The sequence below is a fragment of the Nocardia sp. CA-135953 genome, assembly GCF_050955735.1.
Lineage (GTDB): Bacteria > Actinomycetota > Actinomycetes > Mycobacteriales > Mycobacteriaceae > Nocardia.
On record NZ_CP192082.1, the window covers coordinates 6,319,971 to 6,337,603 of the forward strand.

Annotated in this window: 18 protein-coding genes and 1 pseudogene; 4 read left to right on the forward strand and 15 right to left on the reverse strand. The window is 66.1% G+C overall.

Translation table 11 applies throughout. The features are described from left to right. Positions 1-227: 227 nt before the first annotated feature. The 8 genes and pseudogenes from tsaD to ACQPXH_RS29120 all read right to left on the reverse strand — a co-directional run. Entirely contained in the window at positions 228-1,271 is a 1,044-nt protein-coding gene (gene tsaD, locus ACQPXH_RS29085) for a tRNA (adenosine(37)-N6)-threonylcarbamoyltransferase complex transferase subunit TsaD (protein ID WP_433599639.1), read from the reverse strand. Then, the gene (rimI, locus tag ACQPXH_RS29090) at positions 1,268-1,771 is read right to left on the reverse strand and encodes a ribosomal protein S18-alanine N-acetyltransferase (protein WP_063039043.1); all 504 of its coding nucleotides are present in this window, start codon (positions 1,769-1,771) and stop codon (positions 1,268-1,270) included. Before rimI ends, tsaD begins: the two co-directional genes overlap by 4 nt. 62 nt (positions 1,772-1,833) lie before the next feature. Further along, entirely contained in the window at positions 1,834-2,547 is a 714-nt protein-coding gene (gene tsaB, locus ACQPXH_RS29095; protein ID WP_433599640.1) for a tRNA (adenosine(37)-N6)-threonylcarbamoyltransferase complex dimerization subunit type 1 TsaB, read from the reverse strand. 89 nt (positions 2,548-2,636) lie between these two features. Next, positions 2,637-3,089 carry a tRNA (adenosine(37)-N6)-threonylcarbamoyltransferase complex ATPase subunit type 1 TsaE gene (gene tsaE / locus ACQPXH_RS29100; protein ID WP_433599641.1) on the reverse strand — a complete coding sequence of 151 codons (453 nt, stop codon included), beginning with the start codon at positions 3,087-3,089 and terminating at the stop codon, positions 2,637-2,639. Next, entirely contained in the window at positions 3,082-4,155 is a 1,074-nt protein-coding gene (locus ACQPXH_RS29105) for an alpha/beta fold hydrolase (RefSeq protein WP_433599642.1), read from the reverse strand. The genes tsaE and ACQPXH_RS29105 overlap by 8 nt, the downstream gene beginning before the upstream one ends. After that, a complete protein-coding gene (gene alr / locus ACQPXH_RS29110; RefSeq protein WP_433599643.1) occupies positions 4,152-5,291 on the reverse strand; it encodes an alanine racemase in 1,140 nt (379 codons plus the stop codon). The genes ACQPXH_RS29105 and alr overlap by 4 nt, the downstream gene beginning before the upstream one ends. A gap of 168 nt (positions 5,292-5,459) precedes the next feature. Further along, positions 5,460-6,767, reverse strand: a complete 1,308-nt coding sequence (locus ACQPXH_RS29115; RefSeq protein ID WP_433603616.1) for an NAD(P)H-hydrate dehydratase — start codon at positions 6,765-6,767, stop codon at positions 5,460-5,462. Beyond that, a pseudogene (locus ACQPXH_RS29120) lies at positions 6,744-7,103 on the reverse strand (NAD(P)H-hydrate epimerase); the annotation flags it as partial. The gene ACQPXH_RS29115 and the pseudogene ACQPXH_RS29120, both read right to left, overlap by 24 nt. A gap of 201 nt (positions 7,104-7,304) precedes the next feature. Between ACQPXH_RS29120 and ACQPXH_RS29125 the strand changes: the two are divergent. Further along, complete coding sequence (locus ACQPXH_RS29125; protein ID WP_433599644.1) at positions 7,305-7,727, forward strand: plastocyanin/azurin family copper-binding protein; 423 nt, start codon at positions 7,305-7,307, stop codon at positions 7,725-7,727. Positions 7,728-8,532: 805 nt separating this feature from the next. Here the strand turns inward: ACQPXH_RS29125 and glmS are convergent. Then, the gene (gene glmS, locus ACQPXH_RS29130; RefSeq protein ID WP_433599645.1) at positions 8,533-10,413 is read right to left on the reverse strand and encodes a glutamine--fructose-6-phosphate transaminase (isomerizing); all 1,881 of its coding nucleotides are present in this window, start codon (positions 10,411-10,413) and stop codon (positions 8,533-8,535) included. 36 nt (positions 10,414-10,449) lie between these two features. On the opposite strand from glmS, the gene ACQPXH_RS29135 reads away from it, so the two are divergent. Further along, on the forward strand, positions 10,450-11,307 hold the full coding sequence (locus ACQPXH_RS29135; RefSeq protein ID WP_433599646.1) for a dienelactone hydrolase family protein: 858 nt from the start codon (positions 10,450-10,452) through the stop codon (positions 11,305-11,307). Here ACQPXH_RS29135 and ACQPXH_RS29140 read toward each other — a convergent pair. Then, positions 11,276-11,824 (reverse strand): DUF6640 family protein, encoded by a 549-nt coding sequence (locus tag ACQPXH_RS29140; RefSeq protein WP_433603617.1) that lies wholly within the window; start codon positions 11,822-11,824, stop codon positions 11,276-11,278. The two genes, ACQPXH_RS29135 and ACQPXH_RS29140, sit on opposite strands and share 32 nt — an antisense overlap. Before the next feature lie 199 nt (positions 11,825-12,023). On the opposite strand from ACQPXH_RS29140, the gene ACQPXH_RS29145 reads away from it, so the two are divergent. Both ACQPXH_RS29145 and ACQPXH_RS29150 read left to right on the forward strand, forming a co-directional pair. Next, positions 12,024-13,193, forward strand: coding sequence for a WXG100 family type VII secretion target (locus ACQPXH_RS29145; protein WP_433599647.1), 1,170 nt, complete (start codon positions 12,024-12,026; stop codon positions 13,191-13,193). A gap of 154 nt (positions 13,194-13,347) precedes the next feature. Continuing rightward, complete coding sequence (locus ACQPXH_RS29150; protein WP_433599648.1) at positions 13,348-14,118, forward strand: ESX secretion-associated protein EspG; 771 nt, start codon at positions 13,348-13,350, stop codon at positions 14,116-14,118. A 13-nt stretch (positions 14,119-14,131) separates the two neighbouring features. Here the strand turns inward: ACQPXH_RS29150 and ACQPXH_RS29155 are convergent, their stop codons facing one another. The 5 genes from ACQPXH_RS29155 to ACQPXH_RS29175 all read right to left on the reverse strand — a co-directional run bounded on the left by ACQPXH_RS29155 (position 14,132) and on the right by ACQPXH_RS29175 (position 17,576). Next, the gene (locus ACQPXH_RS29155) at positions 14,132-14,458 is read right to left on the reverse strand and encodes a hypothetical protein (protein WP_433599649.1); all 327 of its coding nucleotides are present in this window, start codon (positions 14,456-14,458) and stop codon (positions 14,132-14,134) included. An 89-nt stretch (positions 14,459-14,547) separates the two neighbouring features. Then, a complete protein-coding gene (locus ACQPXH_RS29160) occupies positions 14,548-16,143 on the reverse strand; it encodes a hypothetical protein (RefSeq protein WP_433599650.1) in 1,596 nt (531 codons plus the stop codon). A 44-nt stretch (positions 16,144-16,187) separates the two neighbouring features. Continuing rightward, on the reverse strand, positions 16,188-16,499 hold the full coding sequence (locus tag ACQPXH_RS29165; RefSeq protein WP_433599651.1) for a hypothetical protein: 312 nt from the start codon (positions 16,497-16,499) through the stop codon (positions 16,188-16,190). Positions 16,500-16,954: 455 nt separating this feature from the next. Further along, positions 16,955-17,263: a DUF6802 family protein gene (locus tag ACQPXH_RS29170; RefSeq protein ID WP_387293825.1), complete on the reverse strand. Its 309-nt coding sequence runs from the start codon at positions 17,261-17,263 to the stop codon at positions 16,955-16,957. Between the two features lie 115 nt (positions 17,264-17,378). Beyond that, a complete protein-coding gene (locus ACQPXH_RS29175; protein ID WP_040686696.1) occupies positions 17,379-17,576 on the reverse strand; it encodes a PspC domain-containing protein in 198 nt (65 codons plus the stop codon). Positions 17,577-17,633: the final 57 nt, after the last annotated feature.

Consider the following 17,633-nt stretch of genomic DNA (forward strand, 5'->3'; position numbering starts at 1 on the left):
GGGTACGGCACACGACGTGCCCAGCACGGCCAGGAAAACCACGGCACGGCAACAACTCGAGCCAGCACCCCGAGAAGTCCGTACGGAACAACACCCCACGCACCCCACCCCTAACCCACTCACCGGTTCCACCACCACGCACGCCCGGCTGGTCGAACGATCACGTGAAATTTTGGCGGCAAAATGCGAGAGATGACCGCCCGCAGTGCCACCTGATCTTGATTGCGTCAGGCGAGTTGGCTGACGGAGACTGGGAGGCCGGGGTCGGTGGCGACGGTCAGGGGAGATGGGGGTGCGCCGCCTGCGATCACGTGGGCACCGAGGGCGGCGATCATTACGCCGTTGTCGGTGCACAGGCGGGGTTTGGGGACGCGCAGGCGCAATCCGGCCGCGGCGCAGCGGTCTTCGGCCATCGAGCGGATTCTGGAGTTCGCGGTGGCGCCGCCCCCGAGGACCAGGGTCTGCACGCCGACGTCCTGGGCGGCACGTACCGCCTTCATGGTGAGTACGTCGGCGACCGACTCCTGGAACGATGCCGCGATGTCCGGGATCGGAAGTTCATCGGCGGTGAATCCGTTGCGCTGGGCCGCCTCGACGTAGCGGGCGACGGCGGTTTTGAGGCCGGAGAAGGAGAAGTCGTAGCGGGGGTCGCGGGGACCTGTCATGCCGCGGGGGAAGGCAATGGCCTTCGGATCGCCGTGTGCCGCAGCGGCATCCAGCGCGGGTCCCCCCGGGAAGCCGAGGCCGAGTAGCCGGGCGACCTTGTCGAAGGCTTCGCCCGCCGCGTCGTCCACGGTGCTACCGAGTTCGACGATCGGCGCGGCCAGATCGGTGACGTGCAGCAGATGCGTGTGCCCACCGGAGACCAGCAGCGCGACGCACGGCGGCATCGGACCGTGTTCGAGGGTGTCGACCGCGACGTGTCCACCGAGATGGTTCAGTGCGTAGAACGGCACATCCCACGCTGCCGCATAGGCTTTCGCGGCCGCGACGCCGACCAGCAGCGCACCGGCCAGTCCGGGTCCGATGGTCACCGCGAGTGCGTCGGGCTTGCTGATGCCCGCGGCGGCCAGCGCTCGGCGCATCGCGGGCACGATGGCCTCGAGATGTGCGCGTGAGGCGATCTCCGGGACCACACCGCCGAAGCGGGCGTGCTGTTCGACGCTGGAGGCGACCTCGTCGGCGAGCAGTTCGCAGGTGCCGTCGGGGTGTCGGCGCACGATGCCGACTCCCGTTTCGTCACAGGAACTTTCGATACCCATGACGATCACGAAAGCACCTCGTTCGGTTGTGCCGATTCGGCCGGCTGCGGGCGCCAGGCCGGGTTCGCTGCTAGTTCCGGTCTGCGCATGGTGTACGCGTCGGCGCCGCTGGGATGGTAGTAGTTCTTGCGCAGGCCGATGATGTGGAAGCCGTGCTTGGCGTAGAGCGCGATGGCGGGGGCGTTATCGGTGCGCACCTCGAGGAAGACCGGCCCGCCGCGCTTACCGGCCTCGGCGAGCAGCGCCTCCAGCAGCATGGTGCCGACACCGCCGCGATGGCAGCCTGGATCGACGCCGATGGTGTGTACCTCGGCCTCGGGGTGTTCGGCATCACCGAGCAGCGCGATACCCGCATAGCCGACCATTCGCCCGGCCTCGTCACGCGCGACGATATAGCGGTTGTGTGGTCCGGCCAGTTCGGAGTGGAACGACACCGCCTGCCACGGATCGTCCTCCGGGAACAACAACTGCTCGAGTTCGACACAGCGCTCGATATCGGCGACATCCATGGGCTCGATGCGAGTCACGGGTCTGCTTCGCCCCTTGGACCTCCGGTCGGGTTCCACGGCCGTCACGCTCCCGTCCGGTCGAGCGTGCGGTAGCTCCGTTCCACCGCATCCGGTCTGCGCAGGTACAGCGGGATCAACGGTTCCGGGACGGCGCGCGCCAGCAGTTCGGCAGCCGCGACCCGCACCAGACCGGCGGGTGACGGAGTTTCGGCCGGGAGCACGGGCAGGTCGAACAGATCGACGTGCGAGGCGGAACCGGCGATCATGGTGGCCTGCACGGGATCCAGGTCACCGGGCTTGCTCACCTCCGGGCCCTCGATGCGATATCCGTCACGGTAGCGGGCCCAGTACACCTCGCGGCGGCGCGCGTCGGTGACCACGAGCAGTTCGCTCTCGGGTGTGATGCCAGGCAGCAGCGAGGGTTCGAGCGCCGCGTCGGCGGCAATCGCGTCGAGGCTGCACACACCGTGGACCGGGACGCCGAGCGCGTCACCGAAGGCGGCGGCGGTCGCCATGCCGACGCGCAGTCCGGTGAACGGCCCCGGACCGATGCCGACCACGACGGCCTCGATATCGGCCCTGGAACGATCTGCCTCCGAGAGGCATTCGAGGATTTGCGGAGTGAGCACCTCGGCGTGAGCGCGGGCGTCGACCCGGACGCGAGCGGCGACGGTGCGCACCCGCGCCGGTGCGACGGTGCCGGGTGCGGCCTGCTCCAGTTCCACCAATCCCGCCGTTACGGCGGGGGTCGCGGTGTCGACGGCTAGTACAAGCATGATTGGCCCAACGATACCGGGTGGTACCTGGGCGTGGTGCGGAGCTACTCGGTAGTTACGGCACCCTGGTCAAGGGGCCTCTCCGCGACCTATCCGACCCATTCCCAGATCGCGGTGCGGACTTCGGAATTCGGTTCGCGCGAGAGCAACACGTACAGGTGCCGCTCGGCGAGGTGTTCCACGACACCCTTGCCCCACTCCACCACCACGACCGCCTGATGCAGATCGGTGTCGAGATCCAGGGCGTCCAATTCGTCCAGATCGCCGCCGAGTCGGTACGCGTCCACATGCACCAGCGGCACCGGCGCGGCACCCTCGCGCTGTCCGGCCCGGTGCTGGCGGGCGATGATGAAGGTCGGTGAGCTGACCCGGCCCTGGACGCCGAGGCCCTCGGCGATACCGCGAGTCAGTGCGGTTTTGCCCGCACCGAGCGGTCCGTCGAGTACCACCAGATCACCCGCGCCCAGACCCGTGGCGAGTTCACGACCGAAGGCCTCGGTGTCGGCGACCGTGGGCAGAATCCGTTGCTGCCGTTCAGTCACCGGCGACCTCCGCGGTTGATTGGGTGTCCTCGATGACGCCCGCACGTACGAGCAGCCGGTCGAGTGCGGCATTGACGAGATCCGGGAATTGCATATGCGCCATATGCGCGGCGTCATCGAGTCGGACGAGTTCGCTCTCGGGCAATTCGCGTGCCAACGCCCGCGAGTTGCGGAACGGAATGACGACATCGTGCGCGCCGCCCAGTACCAGCACCGGCAGCCCGGCGAGCGTCGGCAGCGCGGCAGATTCGTCGTGCAGTTCGAAGGCCTTCAGGAATTTCACGATCGTTTCGACGGGCGTGCGGTCGATCATGAGCGTGGTGAAGCGCGACAGCGTAGGGCTGACGGGTCCGTGAAACGAGCTGACGTGCAGTATCGGCGCGATCACATGCCGGACGGTGCTGCGCCCGGCCTGCACCAACGTCGGCGCGGTGTGCACGGCCAAGCGGAAGCCGTCGACCGCCGGGTTGCGCAGCAGCTGCCCGATACCCGCCGAGGTGACCTCGGCCGCGGCGGTCGAGAGCAGACCGATCCCGATGACCCGCGCCGCGAACAACTCCGGGAACTGCGCTGCCGCGGCGAGCACCGCCATGCCGCCGAGCGAATGACCGACCAGGACCACCGGACCGGTCGGCGCGGTCGCTTCGATGACGGCCGCCAGATCGCGCCCGAGTTGGGCGACGGTGCAGCTGCCGGTGGTCGGGGTGCCTGAACGGCCGTGCCCGCGCAGATCGAAGAAGACCAGGCGAGCGCTTGTGCCCCAGCGCTTTTCCAGACCATGGCGCTGGAAGTGGTACGACTCCATGGTGTTGCAGAAGCCGTGCACGAAGATCACGGTGACCGGGGCGGCGGGCGGGCCGCATTCCCGGGTGGCCAGGCGCACACCGTCTTCGGTGAGCACCGCACCGGAGCGGTCCTCGTCGAGCAGGTCGAAGTTCTCGTCGCGGTATTCGTCGACACGAGTGGGCCGGAGCACCCGGGCGCCGATGCGGCGCAAGGCATGGGCGCCAGCCAGCGCGCCGACCACACCGGCGGTTGCCAAACCGCCGCGGACGACTGTTCTCATCGAATTCCCCCTACGTGGCGCCGCACCACTCGGCCGTGTGGGGAGCACACGATCTCATAGTGGATGGTGCCGAGCAGATCTGCCCAGTCCTGGGCGCGGGGTCGGTCCGCGCCGAACAGGATCGCGGTATCGCCTTCGCCGACGCGCGCGGCATTGTCGCCCAGATCGACGACGAATTGGTCCATGCAGATGCGACCGACGTTGGGGCGCAATGCGCCACCGAGCCACACCGCGAAGCGGTTACTCAACGGACGGAACACACCGTCGGCGTATCCGGCGGGGATGAGGGCGACGGTGGTGTCGTGCGGAGCGATCCACTGGTGGCCGTAGGAGACGCCCTCACCGGCGGCGACCTCTTTGACCAAGGCGACTCGCGCTTGGAAGGTCATCGCGGGCCGTAGGCCGAAGTCACCGAGTTCGGGTATCGGAGTCAGGCCGTACATCGCGATCCCGGGGCGGACCATATCGAAGGCCAGATCCGGGCGGCTGAGCGTGGCAGCCGAGTTCGCGAGGTGGACCAGTTCCGGTTCGAGGCCGTGTTCCTTGGCGGCGGCTACGGCCTCGACGAAGCGGGCGCGCTGGACGTCGAGAAAGGGGTGGTCCGGCTCATCGGCGTGTGCGAGGTGAGAGAAGATCGCGCGGAACCGCACCAGTTGTTCATCCACCAGCATGCGTAGGGCCGCGAGCACCGCCGGGTACTCGAGGGGCGCAATGCCGTTGCGATTGAGGCCGGAGTCGACCTTCAGCGAGACGATGGCAGGCCGGCCGCAGGCGCGCGCCACCGCCTCGATCGCACGCAAATGCTCCAAGGAGGACACGCCGATCTCGATATCGTGCTCGACCGCGGCGCGGAAGTCGGCATCGGAATTATTGAGCCAGCACAGGATCGGGGCGGTAATTCCGGCGGTGCGCAACTGCACCGCCTCGGCGACCGTGGTGACCCCGAGTTCGGCCGCACCGGCCGCCAGCGCGGCCCGCCCGACCTCGACGGCGCCGTGGTTGTAGCCGTCGGCCTTGACCACCGCCATCACCGCCGCGTCCCCCGCATATTCACGCAGGATCCGCACGTTGTGGGCAATGGCATCCAGATCGATAACCGTCTCCACTTGCGCCTCCACGCCTATTGATCCTGCCATTCGGCTTCTGGCTCGCGCGAGGGCGTCGGTTCATGGCCCAACGGCGAGGGGCAGGGGCGCTTGGATGCGAGCGTAGGTAGGACTCGGATGCCCGGACGCCCCGCCGAGACCAGCACGTCTCGCAGGGGCGTCGATGCGGAAATAAAAGTGCGGTCCGGGCAGCGCACCTCACTTCGCCGCAAGCGTGCGCAATATGCGGATTGCTGGACGCAGGTGGTCGAGGAGCGGTGATGCGGAGGTGGGGGCGGCGGATGGGTGGCTTTCGTGGGCGGCGAGGTTGGCGGCGAGGGCGTGGACGCGGGCGGCAGCCGCGGCGGACCAGGCGGGATCGTAGCCCGCAGCGAGGAGGGCGCCGATGATGCCGGAGAGGACGTCACCCGCGCCGGCGGTGGCGGCCCAGGAACCCCCCGCCTCATTGACGAGGACAGGGCGGCCCGGCGTCGCGACAAGGGTGGCTCGGCCTTTGAGCAGGACGGTGAGTTGCCAGGATTCGGCGAGCTCGTGGACCGCGGCCACCCGGTCCTGGCCGACTTCGTGCCCGGTCAGGCGGGCGAATTCGCCTGCGTGCGGGGTCAATACGGTCGCGGCGGTGCGGCCGCGGATTAGGTCGGGATCGGCGGCGAGCAAGGTGAGGCCGTCGGCGTCGACGACGACGGGCAGGTCGGTGGCGAGGATTTCGGCGAGTCGCTTGTGGGCATCGGTGTCGGTGCCCGTGCCGGGGCCGAAGACCCAGGACTGCACTCGGCCGGTGGAGGAGATGGTCTGGGCGGCAATGACTTCGGGGAAATGGTCGAGGACCTCGGCCGCACCGGTTCCGGCGTAGCGGACCATACCGGAGGTGGCCGCGACGGCGGCACCTGCGCACAGCACGGCTGCGCCGGGATAGGTTGCGCTGCCCGCGCAGATGCCGGTGACGCCCTGGGTGTATTTGTCGTCTGCGGGTCCCGGGATCGGCCACCGCGCACCGATCTCCGCAGGTTCCAGCGCTGCGAGATTCGGTTCGGGAAGCCGTAAACCGATGGGCACCAGTTCGACTCGGCCACAGTAGGGCGCGGCCAAGGCATGTACCGGCTTGTATGCGCCGAAGGCGACCGTGACCTCGGCTCGGACCGCCGGGCCGGTCACCGCGCCGGTGTCCGGATCGACCCCGCTCGGCAGATCGGCGGCGATGATCGGAACATTCAGAGCGGCAACGATTTCCGCGGCCATCGGGCGCAGCGGGCCGTGGCCGGAGATACCTACGATGCCATCGATCACCAGGTCGGGTGCGCCCAAGCCAGTTTCATCCAGGCTCGATCCAGCGCCACTCGATCCGGCGCCACTCGATCCGGCGCCACTCGATCCAGCGCTGTCAGCCGATCCGGCGGGACTCGACCTGACCGCGCCCCGTCCAAGGGAACTTGCCCTCGTCGCGCCACCCGCCCCAGCGAAGTTCGAGCCCGTCGCGCCAGCTGGCTCAACGGAACTCACCCCCATCGCGCTGGCCGCCTCGGCGGGAATCGATCCGGCGTCGCCTGACGTGGTCGAACTCGCACCATCGGTGCGCAATACGTCCGACGCATTTCGGATCCGGCCACCTGCCTTGCGCAGTGCGGCAAGGCCTTTCGCGTGGGCGCGTTCCGGATTCAGCAGCAGAGCGGTCACGGCGACGCCGCGGCGACGCAGCATTGATCCGGCCCATAGCACGTCGCCGCCGTTATCACCGGAGCCAACGAGCAGCAGCACCGACCTACCCGCGATGCCGCTGGTCCGCGCACGCAATTCGCTCGCGGCCACCCTCGCCAACCCGTAGGCCGCCCGATTCATGGGCATGCCCTCGGGGACACGGGTGAACAGCTCGGCCTCGGCGGCGCGCACTTCATCGGCGGTGAAGTAGCCTCGCTGGCTGGACATGAACGCTCGCCTCCACTGCGTCGATCGGGCACTGCGGTTCTGCTCGTACGAGACAAGCCGAAGCGGCAACGTCATGGCGCCGCGCGGGCCCGCACCGTCAGCAGACTACGCTTGGCCGTCATGCCGATGGTGCGCCGCGCGATGTCCACCCGGATCGCAACCGGATTCGTCCTGGCCGCGACACTACTGCTGGCAGGCTGCGGCTCCAGTGATACGAACTCGACTGCCGCATCGACCACCGCGAAGGCCGGCCAGCCGACGACGACCAGGTCCGGCGATTCGAAATCCGCCGCCGTCACCGTCGATGTCACGGATATGAAGTTCTCCCCCGCCGATGTCACCGTCAAGGTCGGCGAGACCGTGACCTGGAAGTTCAAGGACTCCGTCCCGCACACCGTCCAGGGCATCGGCGATAAGGCCATGGGCATCAACAGCCCGATCTTCGACAAGGGCGAATGGAGCTACACCTTCTTCGCCCCCGGCACCTACCGCTACCTGTGCTCCCTGCACCCCCAGATGCGCGGCACCGTCACCGTCGAGTAGCTCGATCCGCGCAGACGGCCCAGCCAGCACATCGGCATTGCTTGCCTTTCACGACACTCGATACACCCTCCCGTGCCGAGCATGAGGTTGACCGGCGCACCCTTTGACCCGCCCCGGCGAGATTCGGACCACTTGTCCGCGTCGCAGCACGCACCGCAATGGGAATACAGGCCAACGCGCGACCAGATCATCGCGCCGATCAACCAGAGCACCAAGTGAACCGCGCAGGCGCGATTCGGACCACTGTCTGCATGGCAGCCCGCACATGTGACGAGCATCCAGGTCGAGCGCGGCCGGACATTTCGACAATCACCGATGCACCGAATGAACCGCTATGCCTGCGGAATTCGGGTGCCGCGGGCCGCGTTGGTGTTCATCGCTTCGACAGCGGCGACCAATGGGGCCAGTTCAGGGTCGGCGGCGGCTTGGCTCAGAGCGCTGGACAGGGCGGTGTCGTGGGTGGGGCGCGGGTCGATAGCTCGGGGCCGTTACGACTGTCCCGCCGAACCCACGCCGCAATCGGCATACCACCGGTTCTCCGATGCCACAGCGGAGCCGTCCCCCGTGAACCATTTCACCGCGCGGTCGACTACCGAGCCGCCCTGCCGAACAGGCCACCCCAATTCTCTCCACCGAGCACCCCATAGGCTCCGGCACCAGTGGCGCTCTGGACGCGAGCTGTCGCACACCTGGTGATGACCTCGCACCGGCTCTACCCTGCGCGAGGCCATCACTAGCTGTGCGCCATCTCGCGAGACCGGACTGGTCGGGCGGGCAAGGCACCGCTGAATCGATCGACCGGGCGCTATTCGACGGTGACGGACTTGGCCAGGTTGCGCGGCTTGTCGATGTCGTAGCCGCGCGCCTGAGCCACCTCGGCGGCAAAGATCTGCAGCGGAACGGTCGATAGCAACGGCTGGAAAAGCGTTGGCGCCGATGGGATTTCGATGAGATCGTCGGCGAACGGGCGCACCGTGTCGTCGCCCTCCTCGGCGATCACGATGGTGCGGGCGCCGCGGGCCTGGATCTCACGGATATTGCTCAGCAGCTTCGAGTGCAGTACTGCGCGCCCCTTGGGTGAGGGCATGACGATGATCACCGGCAGCCCCTCCTCGATCAGCGCGATCGGGCCGTGCTTGAGCTCACCCGCCGCGAAGCCCTCGGCGTGCATGTACGCGAGTTCTTTGAGCTTGAGCGCACCCTCCAACGCCACCGGATAGCCGACGTGTCGGCCGAGGAACAGCACGGTCGGCACATGCGCCAGCTCCCTGGCGATCGCGCGCACCTGCGGCGCGGTCTCCAGTACCTGCTGCACCAGGTGCGGCATCGCCTCGAGTTCGGCGAACTCGCGGGCGACCTCATCCGGATACTTGGTGCCGCGCGCCTGCGCCAGGGCCAGCCCGACCAGGTAGTTCGCCGCAACCTGCGCAAGGAACGCCTTGGTGGACGCGACACCGATCTCCGGTCCGGTCCTGGTGTAGAGCACCGCATCGGACTCACGCGGAATCTGTGCGCCATTGGTATTGCAGATGGCGAGCACGCGCGCCTTCTGCTCCTTCGCGTGCCGCACCGCCTCGAGGGTGTCGGCGGTCTCACCCGACTGCGAGATCGCCACCACCAGTGTCGAACGGTCCAAAACCGGGTCTCGATAACGGAATTCGCTGGCCAGCTCGACCTCGACGGGCAGCCGGGTCCAGTGCTCGATCGCGTACTTGGCCAACAGTCCGGCGTGATAGGAACTGCCGCAGGCGACGACGAATACCTTGTCGAAGTCCCGCAGTTCCTGATCGGCGAGGCGCTGCTCGTCCAGCACGATCCGGCCACCGGCCTCGTCATGGGTGAAGTGGCCGATCAGCGTGTCGGCGACACCGGCGGGCTGTTCCTCGATCTCCTTCAGCATGAAGAAGTCGTGCCCGCCCTTCTCGGCGGCGGCCAGATCCCAGTCGATGGTGAATGGGCGAGTGCGCGCCGATCCGTCATTGCCGGCGAAGTCGGTGACCGTGTAGGTGTCGGCGGTGATCACGACGGCCTGGTCCTGGCCGAGTTCGACGGCCTCGCGGGTGTGCTCGATGAATGCGGTGACGTCCGAGGCGATGAACATCTCGCCCTTGCCGACACCGACGACCAGCGGTGTCGAGCGACGTGCGGCGACAATGACGTCCGGGTGGTCGGCATGGGTGAAGACCAGCGTGAACGCACCCTCCAGCCGACGCAGCACGGCCAGCGCGCTCGCCGCGAAATCACCCGCGGTGGGGCCTTCGGCGTACGCGCGCGCCACCAGGTGCACGGCGACCTCGGTGTCGGTGTCACTGCTCAGCTCGACGCCGGCGTCTTCGAGCTCCCGGCGCAGCGGGGCGAAGTTCTCGATGATGCCGTTGTGCACCACGGCCACCTTGTTGGTGATGTCGCGGTGTGGATGGGCGTTGCGGTCGGTCGGCGCTCCGTGGGTGGCCCAGCGGGTGTGTCCCATGCCGGTGGTGCCCGCGAAGTGGTCGGCCCCCACATCGGCGAGTTCGGCCTCGAGGTTGGCCAGTTTGCCGGCCTTGCGTTCCACCGCCAACACGCCCATGCCATCCAGGATCGCGACGCCCGCGGAGTCGTATCCTCGATATTCCATGCGGCGCAACGCGTCAACGACAACGCCGAGAGCGTCCCGGTATCCGACGTACCCCACGATTCCGCACATGGCTCACCAGAGTACTTATCGGATAACGTTCACGTCGTGTCGGCGTCTGTGAAATCACTCCTGAGTACCCTGACCAGGCGGGGGCCCCACCGCGTACTGCGCGGCAATCTCGCCATCGCCGGTCAGCCCGGCGTGGTGTTCACCCCGGAGTCCGGACTGAATCTACCCGCGGTCGCATTCGGCCACGGCTGGCTGACCGGCGCCGCCAACTATCGCGCCACGCTCGAACACCTGGCGTCCTGGGGTGTTGTGGCCGCGGCCCCGGATACCGAGCGCGGGCCGATTCCGTCACACCTCGGATTGGCCACCGATCTGCTCACCACGCTCGATATCTGCGCCAGCGTCCGGCTCGGTGACGGTGCGATCAGCGTGCATCCGGACCGGCTGGCGCTGGCCGGGCACGGCATGGGCGCGGGCGCTGCGGTGATCGCCGCCGGACAGCGTCGCGTTGCCGCGGTTGCCGCCCTCTACCCGGCGCCGACCGCGCCGTCCGCCGAGACCATCGCACCGGATATCGACACGCCCGCTTTGGTGGTAGCGGGGACGACCGATATCGAATCGGTCAGCTCGAATGCGATCCCGCTGACCGCCGCGTGGGCCGGGCCGGTGGTGCTGCGGGCGGTCGACGGGGCGTCGCACAACGGCATTGTCGAAGGGCGCCGCGCGTTGGCGGCGTTGGGGGTAGGCAAGCACGAAGCCAAGACCGCGCGGACGACGCGGGCGCTGCTCACCGGGTTTCTGCTGCACAAACTGTTGCGCGATAAGACATATGCGGCGTTTTCCGATCCGGAAGCGGTAATCCCGCACGCCACCGTTGTCGATCCGGAAGCGCCGCGTGAAGAGGAGAAGCCCAAGCTCTCGGTCATACAACTCGCGCAGTTGTTGCGCAAGTGATCATGGCCGGAGGCCGTCGAGCGCAGCGTGCCCCACATGGCCAGCCAGGTGACCGATCCGAGTGCGGCAGCTGCGAAGAATTGGGCGCGCATGTTCCCCGTTCGGCGCCATAGGACCGCCAGATCGCGCCGATGAGTGCGCCCATGCCGATGTATTGCGTGTCGTGGAATTTGGCATGCGGGGGCCAGGCCGGGTTGTGCAAGTGCGGGTCGGCGATGTCGGGGATGACCAGGTCGGCGGGGAGGGGCCGAGGAGGGTGTTGAGGAGGACGGCGCCGACGAGGATTCGCGGGAGGGCCCAGTGGGTGGTCAGGGGGCCTATCGCCAGTTGATGGAACCGGATTCCGATTCCACTGTGACGGCAGAGCGATGGGCTGCGGACTGTCAACGAACCGTTGGCATTCCGGGTAGTTCGGGCCGTGGACGACCGGTTGTGCGGCGCTTGCACGGTGGTCGACCGCTCGGTACGGTCGATCCAGCTGAATAGGGGGCGGGGAGCCGGTCCGGCCCTGTTCGATGTCATCGACATCCGGCGAACGGGGAGTACCACATGGTCAGCAGGGGGAAGCTCGTGGTTTTGGGTCCGTTTTCGCGGTTGAGGCTGTTGTGTCGACGGAGTGTGGGGGTCGCCTGATGGGAGCGGCGAACCTGCCGCAGCAGGCCCCGGCGACGCCGAAGATCTTCTCCTGGCCAGGGCTGTAAGGAAGGGGCGATTCGATGTCAGGCAATGAGCCCACGAGAATCCCCCCGCACGGGGAGAACGTATTCCATTGGGAACGTACCGAAATCGAGGAAGCGTTCAAGCCGCTGGATCCGAAGAATGCCCACGGTGCGGCCATGACCTACTCCAACGTGGCCACCCAATGGGACCAGGGTCTGGAGACTTTCGCCCGATCCGTCCAGGGCTCGATCGCCGAAGCGTGGGAGGGCTCGGCCGCAGATAAAGCCAAAGACGCGATCAACCGCTACGTCACCAGCGCCCACGAGCTGACGCCATTGATCACCCAGATGTCGAACGACATGGAAGCCGCCGCCGACGGAGTCCGCAACGTCGCCAACGGAATTCCGGAAGCCAACCATCACTCCTGGACCGCGAATGTCTGGCCGCCCCGCGCCCACGAGGAAGAGAACACCATGAACGAGGCGACCGCGGGCGCCCGCAACGCCATGCTCACCAACTACGTGAACAAATTCGCCGAGTTCGACGGACGAATTCCCGTGCTGCCCACCGCACTCGACCCGACCAATCCGCTGGACATCTCCGGACCGATCAAATCCGGCGGCAACGAACCGGGATCGTCAGGTCCCGGCGGGACCTCCGGGGGCCCGACAGGCGGCACCTCGACTGGCGGCGAGACCAAGGACGGGACCGAATCCGAGGGCAAGTCTCCCGAAGAGACCACGTCCACGGACACCAACCCGACAGATACCACCGCGAGCTCGACGAACCCGAGCACCACGACATCGACGATACCGACTGCGACGACACCGACTACGACGACACCGAGCACCACAACCGCGACAACGCCGACCACCGCGACAACCCCGAGTTCCACCCCGACCGGCACGGGTTCGCCCGGCAGTTACACCTCGACGTCGCCGAGTCCCGGCCGCTCCGTATCCGGCGCACCCGGCATGATTACGACCAATCCCGCTGCGGCAGCGGCCACTACGTCCACCTCGACCGGACGCAGCGGAATGGGAATGGGCGGTATGGGCGCCGGCGCGGGCCGCGGCAAGTCCGATGAGGAGAGCACCCATCAGATACCGGACTACCTCGTCAATGCCGCCAATACCGAAGAACTGCTCGGCGAGATCGCGCGCACCCTCCCCGGCGGCGTGATCGGCGAAGATCCGGAATCGCCACCCCCGCCGGCCCGCACCTGACCGCCGCACACCACCCTCCGGCCGCGTTCGACGCCGGCCGGGATCGTCCATGCGGGGCGGCGAGCCCACCGCGGCCGAAACCTATTGGTCAGAAACGCAAACGGACGCGCCGCACCCGTCACGAACCACCCGCACGATCGATTGGAATCTCCAGATGGCTGAATGGACTTGGGAGTCGGACGATTTCGCCGCACTATGGTTCAGCCTCGCGAACGACCGCTTCCCCAATCCACTCCGCTTCACCAGCCGTTTCGCCTACCGCGACGACTTCGATACCCACCGGGTCACCATGCGCGAGCGCTACTCCTCCGACGAACTCGAGGAGATCCAACTCGCCCTGCACACTCTCACCGCCTCGACTATCCGCATCCAAATCTTCGGCGGGACAACCCAACACAAGAACCCGGTCGGCGGCGTCCGCGTCTACCGAATCGTCGGCGCCCGCACCGACCACCACGCCATGTCACTGGCCCAAGCCACCTTCGGCGAAACCAATGGCCCCATCCGCTGCCGCCTGTTCCCCGTAGACCACCTCCCCGCCCAACTCACCAGTTCCCTCCCTCCCTGCGCCCCAGGCACCAACCCAGCCGCCACCTTCCACCCCGACGACATCTACGGCCGATCCAACGGCCACCTCGAAAGCGTCACCCGCAACTCCCCCCGCGAGCGCTACCAACGCCTGCTCAACCGCCCCGCCGACGGCGGCGGCTCCGCCCTCCTCCACACCGGCCCCGCCAACAAACTCACCACCCCCCTGACCACCGTCCAATGGCACGACATAACCAACGACGGCCGCTACACCGAACACCGCTCCCAACACATAACCGTCCGCCCCACCACCCCCACCACCCTGGCCACCCACTTCACCACCTGGATCGACCAAACAACCCAACGCCTCCGGCAGGCCGAAGAAGACCGCTGGTAGACCCCGACAATCCTCAGATCAACCAGCTCTTGCGGCGGTAGTACTCGGACTCAGGATCGTCGTCCTCATCGATCGGTGTGACGACATTGTGAGCTTTGCGGGCCGCGATCGACCGCGCGATCGCCTCGCGCTGCTCCCGTGCCTCGGCGGCGAGGCGTTCCTGCTCAGCACGAGCCTCGGTCTCGCGACGTTCTCGCTCCTCCGCCTCCGCCTGTGCCTTCCCCAACTCCTCAGCGTGGTCTTCCCAGAACGTGCGCATTTCTTCGTTCATTTGTTCAACGAAGTCGCGTCCCCGCGCTGCGCTTCGCTGCTCGATCTCCACGAGTTCCTCGCGCAGCATCCGAGACCGGCGGTCGTGCTCTTCGAATATCCGCTCGATCTCTTCCGAGTAATTCGCCATCCTGCACCTCCACTAGTCGCATCCACTTGCTAGAGCGGGCCGGCCTCGGCGAGTTGCGCCCCACTATCGAAGGGTTGCTCGGGTTTCTCTTCCTCGGTGCCGGTAAGAGCCGGGTCGGGCATGTGCTCGCCGTCCTCTTCCCGCTTGGTGCCCGTTCCGGTAGGCACGCCGGAGGTTGTGCCCGGAGTTCCCGTGCCCTCCTCCTGCTGCGAGTTGTCCGAGGAAGCGCCCCCAGCGTCTTCGCCTTCCTTCTCGACCTCGGTGTCCGAGATAACCGGTGCACCGTTCTCGTCCAGCTTCAGGCTGTACTCATGCGACTTTCCGTCGGCATCGGTCGAGACGAGTTTCAACTGTCCGTCCTGGCCCATCTCGAACTTCAAATGCTTTCCGCCCAAATCGAACTCGGCGCCCGAACTGTTGTCATCCGGCTTGCCGTCGCCATCCTTGTCTTCAGTACTCGTCGGATCGAGCGTCTTTTCGATCTCCTGCACCGCATTATCGATCCCGTCCTTGATCGAAGTGCCCAGAGAGGTGAGTCCTTGACCGACGGTCTGAGCGAGTGACGTCAATTGCGATGCCGCAGAGGTAAGGGAAGACAGCCCGGACAGGAGGTTGCTCGCCGTGGTGGTAGTGGTGGGCGTCGTAGCCGTGGTGGTAGTGGTGGGCGTCGTTGCCGTCGTTGTGGTCGTAGGCGTCGAGGTATTCGTGCTCGGGGTCGTTCCGGGGCCGGGGGTCGACGAAGCCGTGGTGGAGTTGTTGGTGGTGGGATTGTTGTTGTTCGATGGCGTCTTGTCCGTGGCGGTCCCTTGCGGGCGTGGATAAGGGTTGCTGTCCAACTCCTCCATGGCCTTGACCAGCAACGGGTACGCCTCTTTTATCGCCGTATCGGTCGAGTTGCACTTGTCCACGAAGTTGGTCAGCGTGTCCTCGAATTTCTTTTTGAAAACGTCATCGAGCCACTTGCGGCTGACCTTCTTGGTCGATTCTCGATCGAAAACCAACTTAGCACCTGCGATTACACTACCCACCCCGAAAGTAGGAGTGCCGTAGGCGTATGTGATTCCCACATCCTCCCACGAAAAGTCCGACCAGCCGGTATTGGCACCTTTGATTATCTCGTCGATATCCGAGGGAGACTTGCCATCGACCTTCACTTCACCGGAGCTGCTCGCCAGTTCATGGACGTGATCAGCCTTCGATTGAACCGCCGACCGCAGTTTCGGCACCACGGTCGTAATTGCATCGAGCGCGGCCCTGGCCTTACGTCGGTCCTCCTCGGCCATCGTGAGCTGCTGTCCGAACATGTACTTCGCAGCTCCAGCCGCCTGCCCCTGCCATATCGTGTCCAACTTCTGCGACAGCGCATACTGCGTATCCCACTGAGTATCAGCCTCATTGAGCGTTGAACGAAGTGCGGTGGCCGTATTGGCCAACTTTTCCAGGTTCATACCACGCTGTTCGTCATACCTGGCGTAGATCTGATTCAAGGTCGAGCTGGGGTCATGCCCGAACGCCTTCTCATACCGCTCGATCAACTGCGCAAAGAACTGGAGTCCCGACGATCCGGTATCAAGAATTGCATCGACATTCTTACCACTCAGGTCCGGTGACGTTGTATCCGCCATGCTATGACTCCCTGCTCGTCGAAACCGCCAGCCCGGGCATATGACTAAGCATTTTTGGTCTTGTCCGCATTCTCTTTGTCGGTATCGGAATAGACTATGCTGGCCGCACCCACGGTATCGCCGATAGCCGCACCCGCCGAGCCCCAGGCTTTCAGCCATTTCACGACATTTTCCAACCCGCTATGGATTGCTTTTCCCTGGGTTCCGTAGTTACGCCCCGCATCCCCGTCGCCGAACATATTGTCGGATACCCGCTTGGCGCTGTTCGTCACCACAGCCGCAGACAGCTGCAGATCGCTGCCGAACTGACCCAGTTCCCCGGTCTTGACGCCCAACATCTGGCTCGAATCGGTCATCGGTAAGGCCCCTCCAGTCCTGTCGTCCGATCGTCCGGCGGCGATCCAGCTCGCGCCGAGTACTTGCCCTACTTCCTTCGACGCGTACGGGCGGGATTCGGTTCCATCGGGTCGATCGGCCGAATTCGTATGCGCAGAAATCTACTGGGTGGGTCTATCGGCTACAACAACCATCGACGCGTCGCAGAAGAACCGGTCGGCCCGAGTACGGCCGACAGGGGATTCGTTCCACAGGTTCCAATGATCCGCACATGAAGCGCGCAGATCATTGCAGCCTGCGGCCGAGTCGCCCCTCGAAGGGGCTGGGTCGTGGGGGCCGTTGTCGGACAGTGTAATTGGATTTCGCACAGAGGACGAACGTGTCGAGACGGAGTCGACAGTGAATTGGTCGATGCGATGAGTACGGCCCGACCCCGAGAACAGGGCCGGGCCGACAACGAGAGGCCGCTCAGCGGCTAGTGCCCGATCTTCCCCTGATCGGTCCGCACCCACTCGGAAGTCCCGTCCGGATGCCGATGGAACTCCCACGCGGAGTAATCGCCGTCCTTCTCTACCACGGTGACCTGGTCGGCGATGCCATCGTGGTCCCAGTCGGTCCACACCTGCATTGCCTCGGGGCCAGTGGTGGTGACGGTGTCGAGGGTGCCATCGCCGTCGATATCCTGGGTCGGGTGGTGCAGTTCGACTTCACCGAGGCCGTCCAGGGAGGAGGATGCGTCGACGCCGGGTAGATCCATGCCCGGGAATTCACCTGAGGTGATCATGACTCCTCCTGGTCGGGACTCGCCTGGGTGACACGGCGGTCGATCGGTGGGTACCGGTCCATAGTGTCATCCGCGAGTCCCGAACGCAGCTCCCCGCCCTAACTATTGGGGACAATCACTTTTTCGGAATGATCAGCCACAGCACCAGATACACGACGAACTGCGGGCCCGGGAGCAAGCAGGACAGGACGAACAGCAACCGGACGACGTTGGCGTTCCAGCCGAAGTATTCGGCGATACCACCGCAGACGCCGGCGATCCACTTGTCGTGGGTGGAGCGGGTGAGTCGGCGGGTGGGCGCGGGGGCGGTCATTGTGTTCCCTCTCTGGTGATGTTCGGTACTACATCGACTCTGCCCGGGAAAACAGCG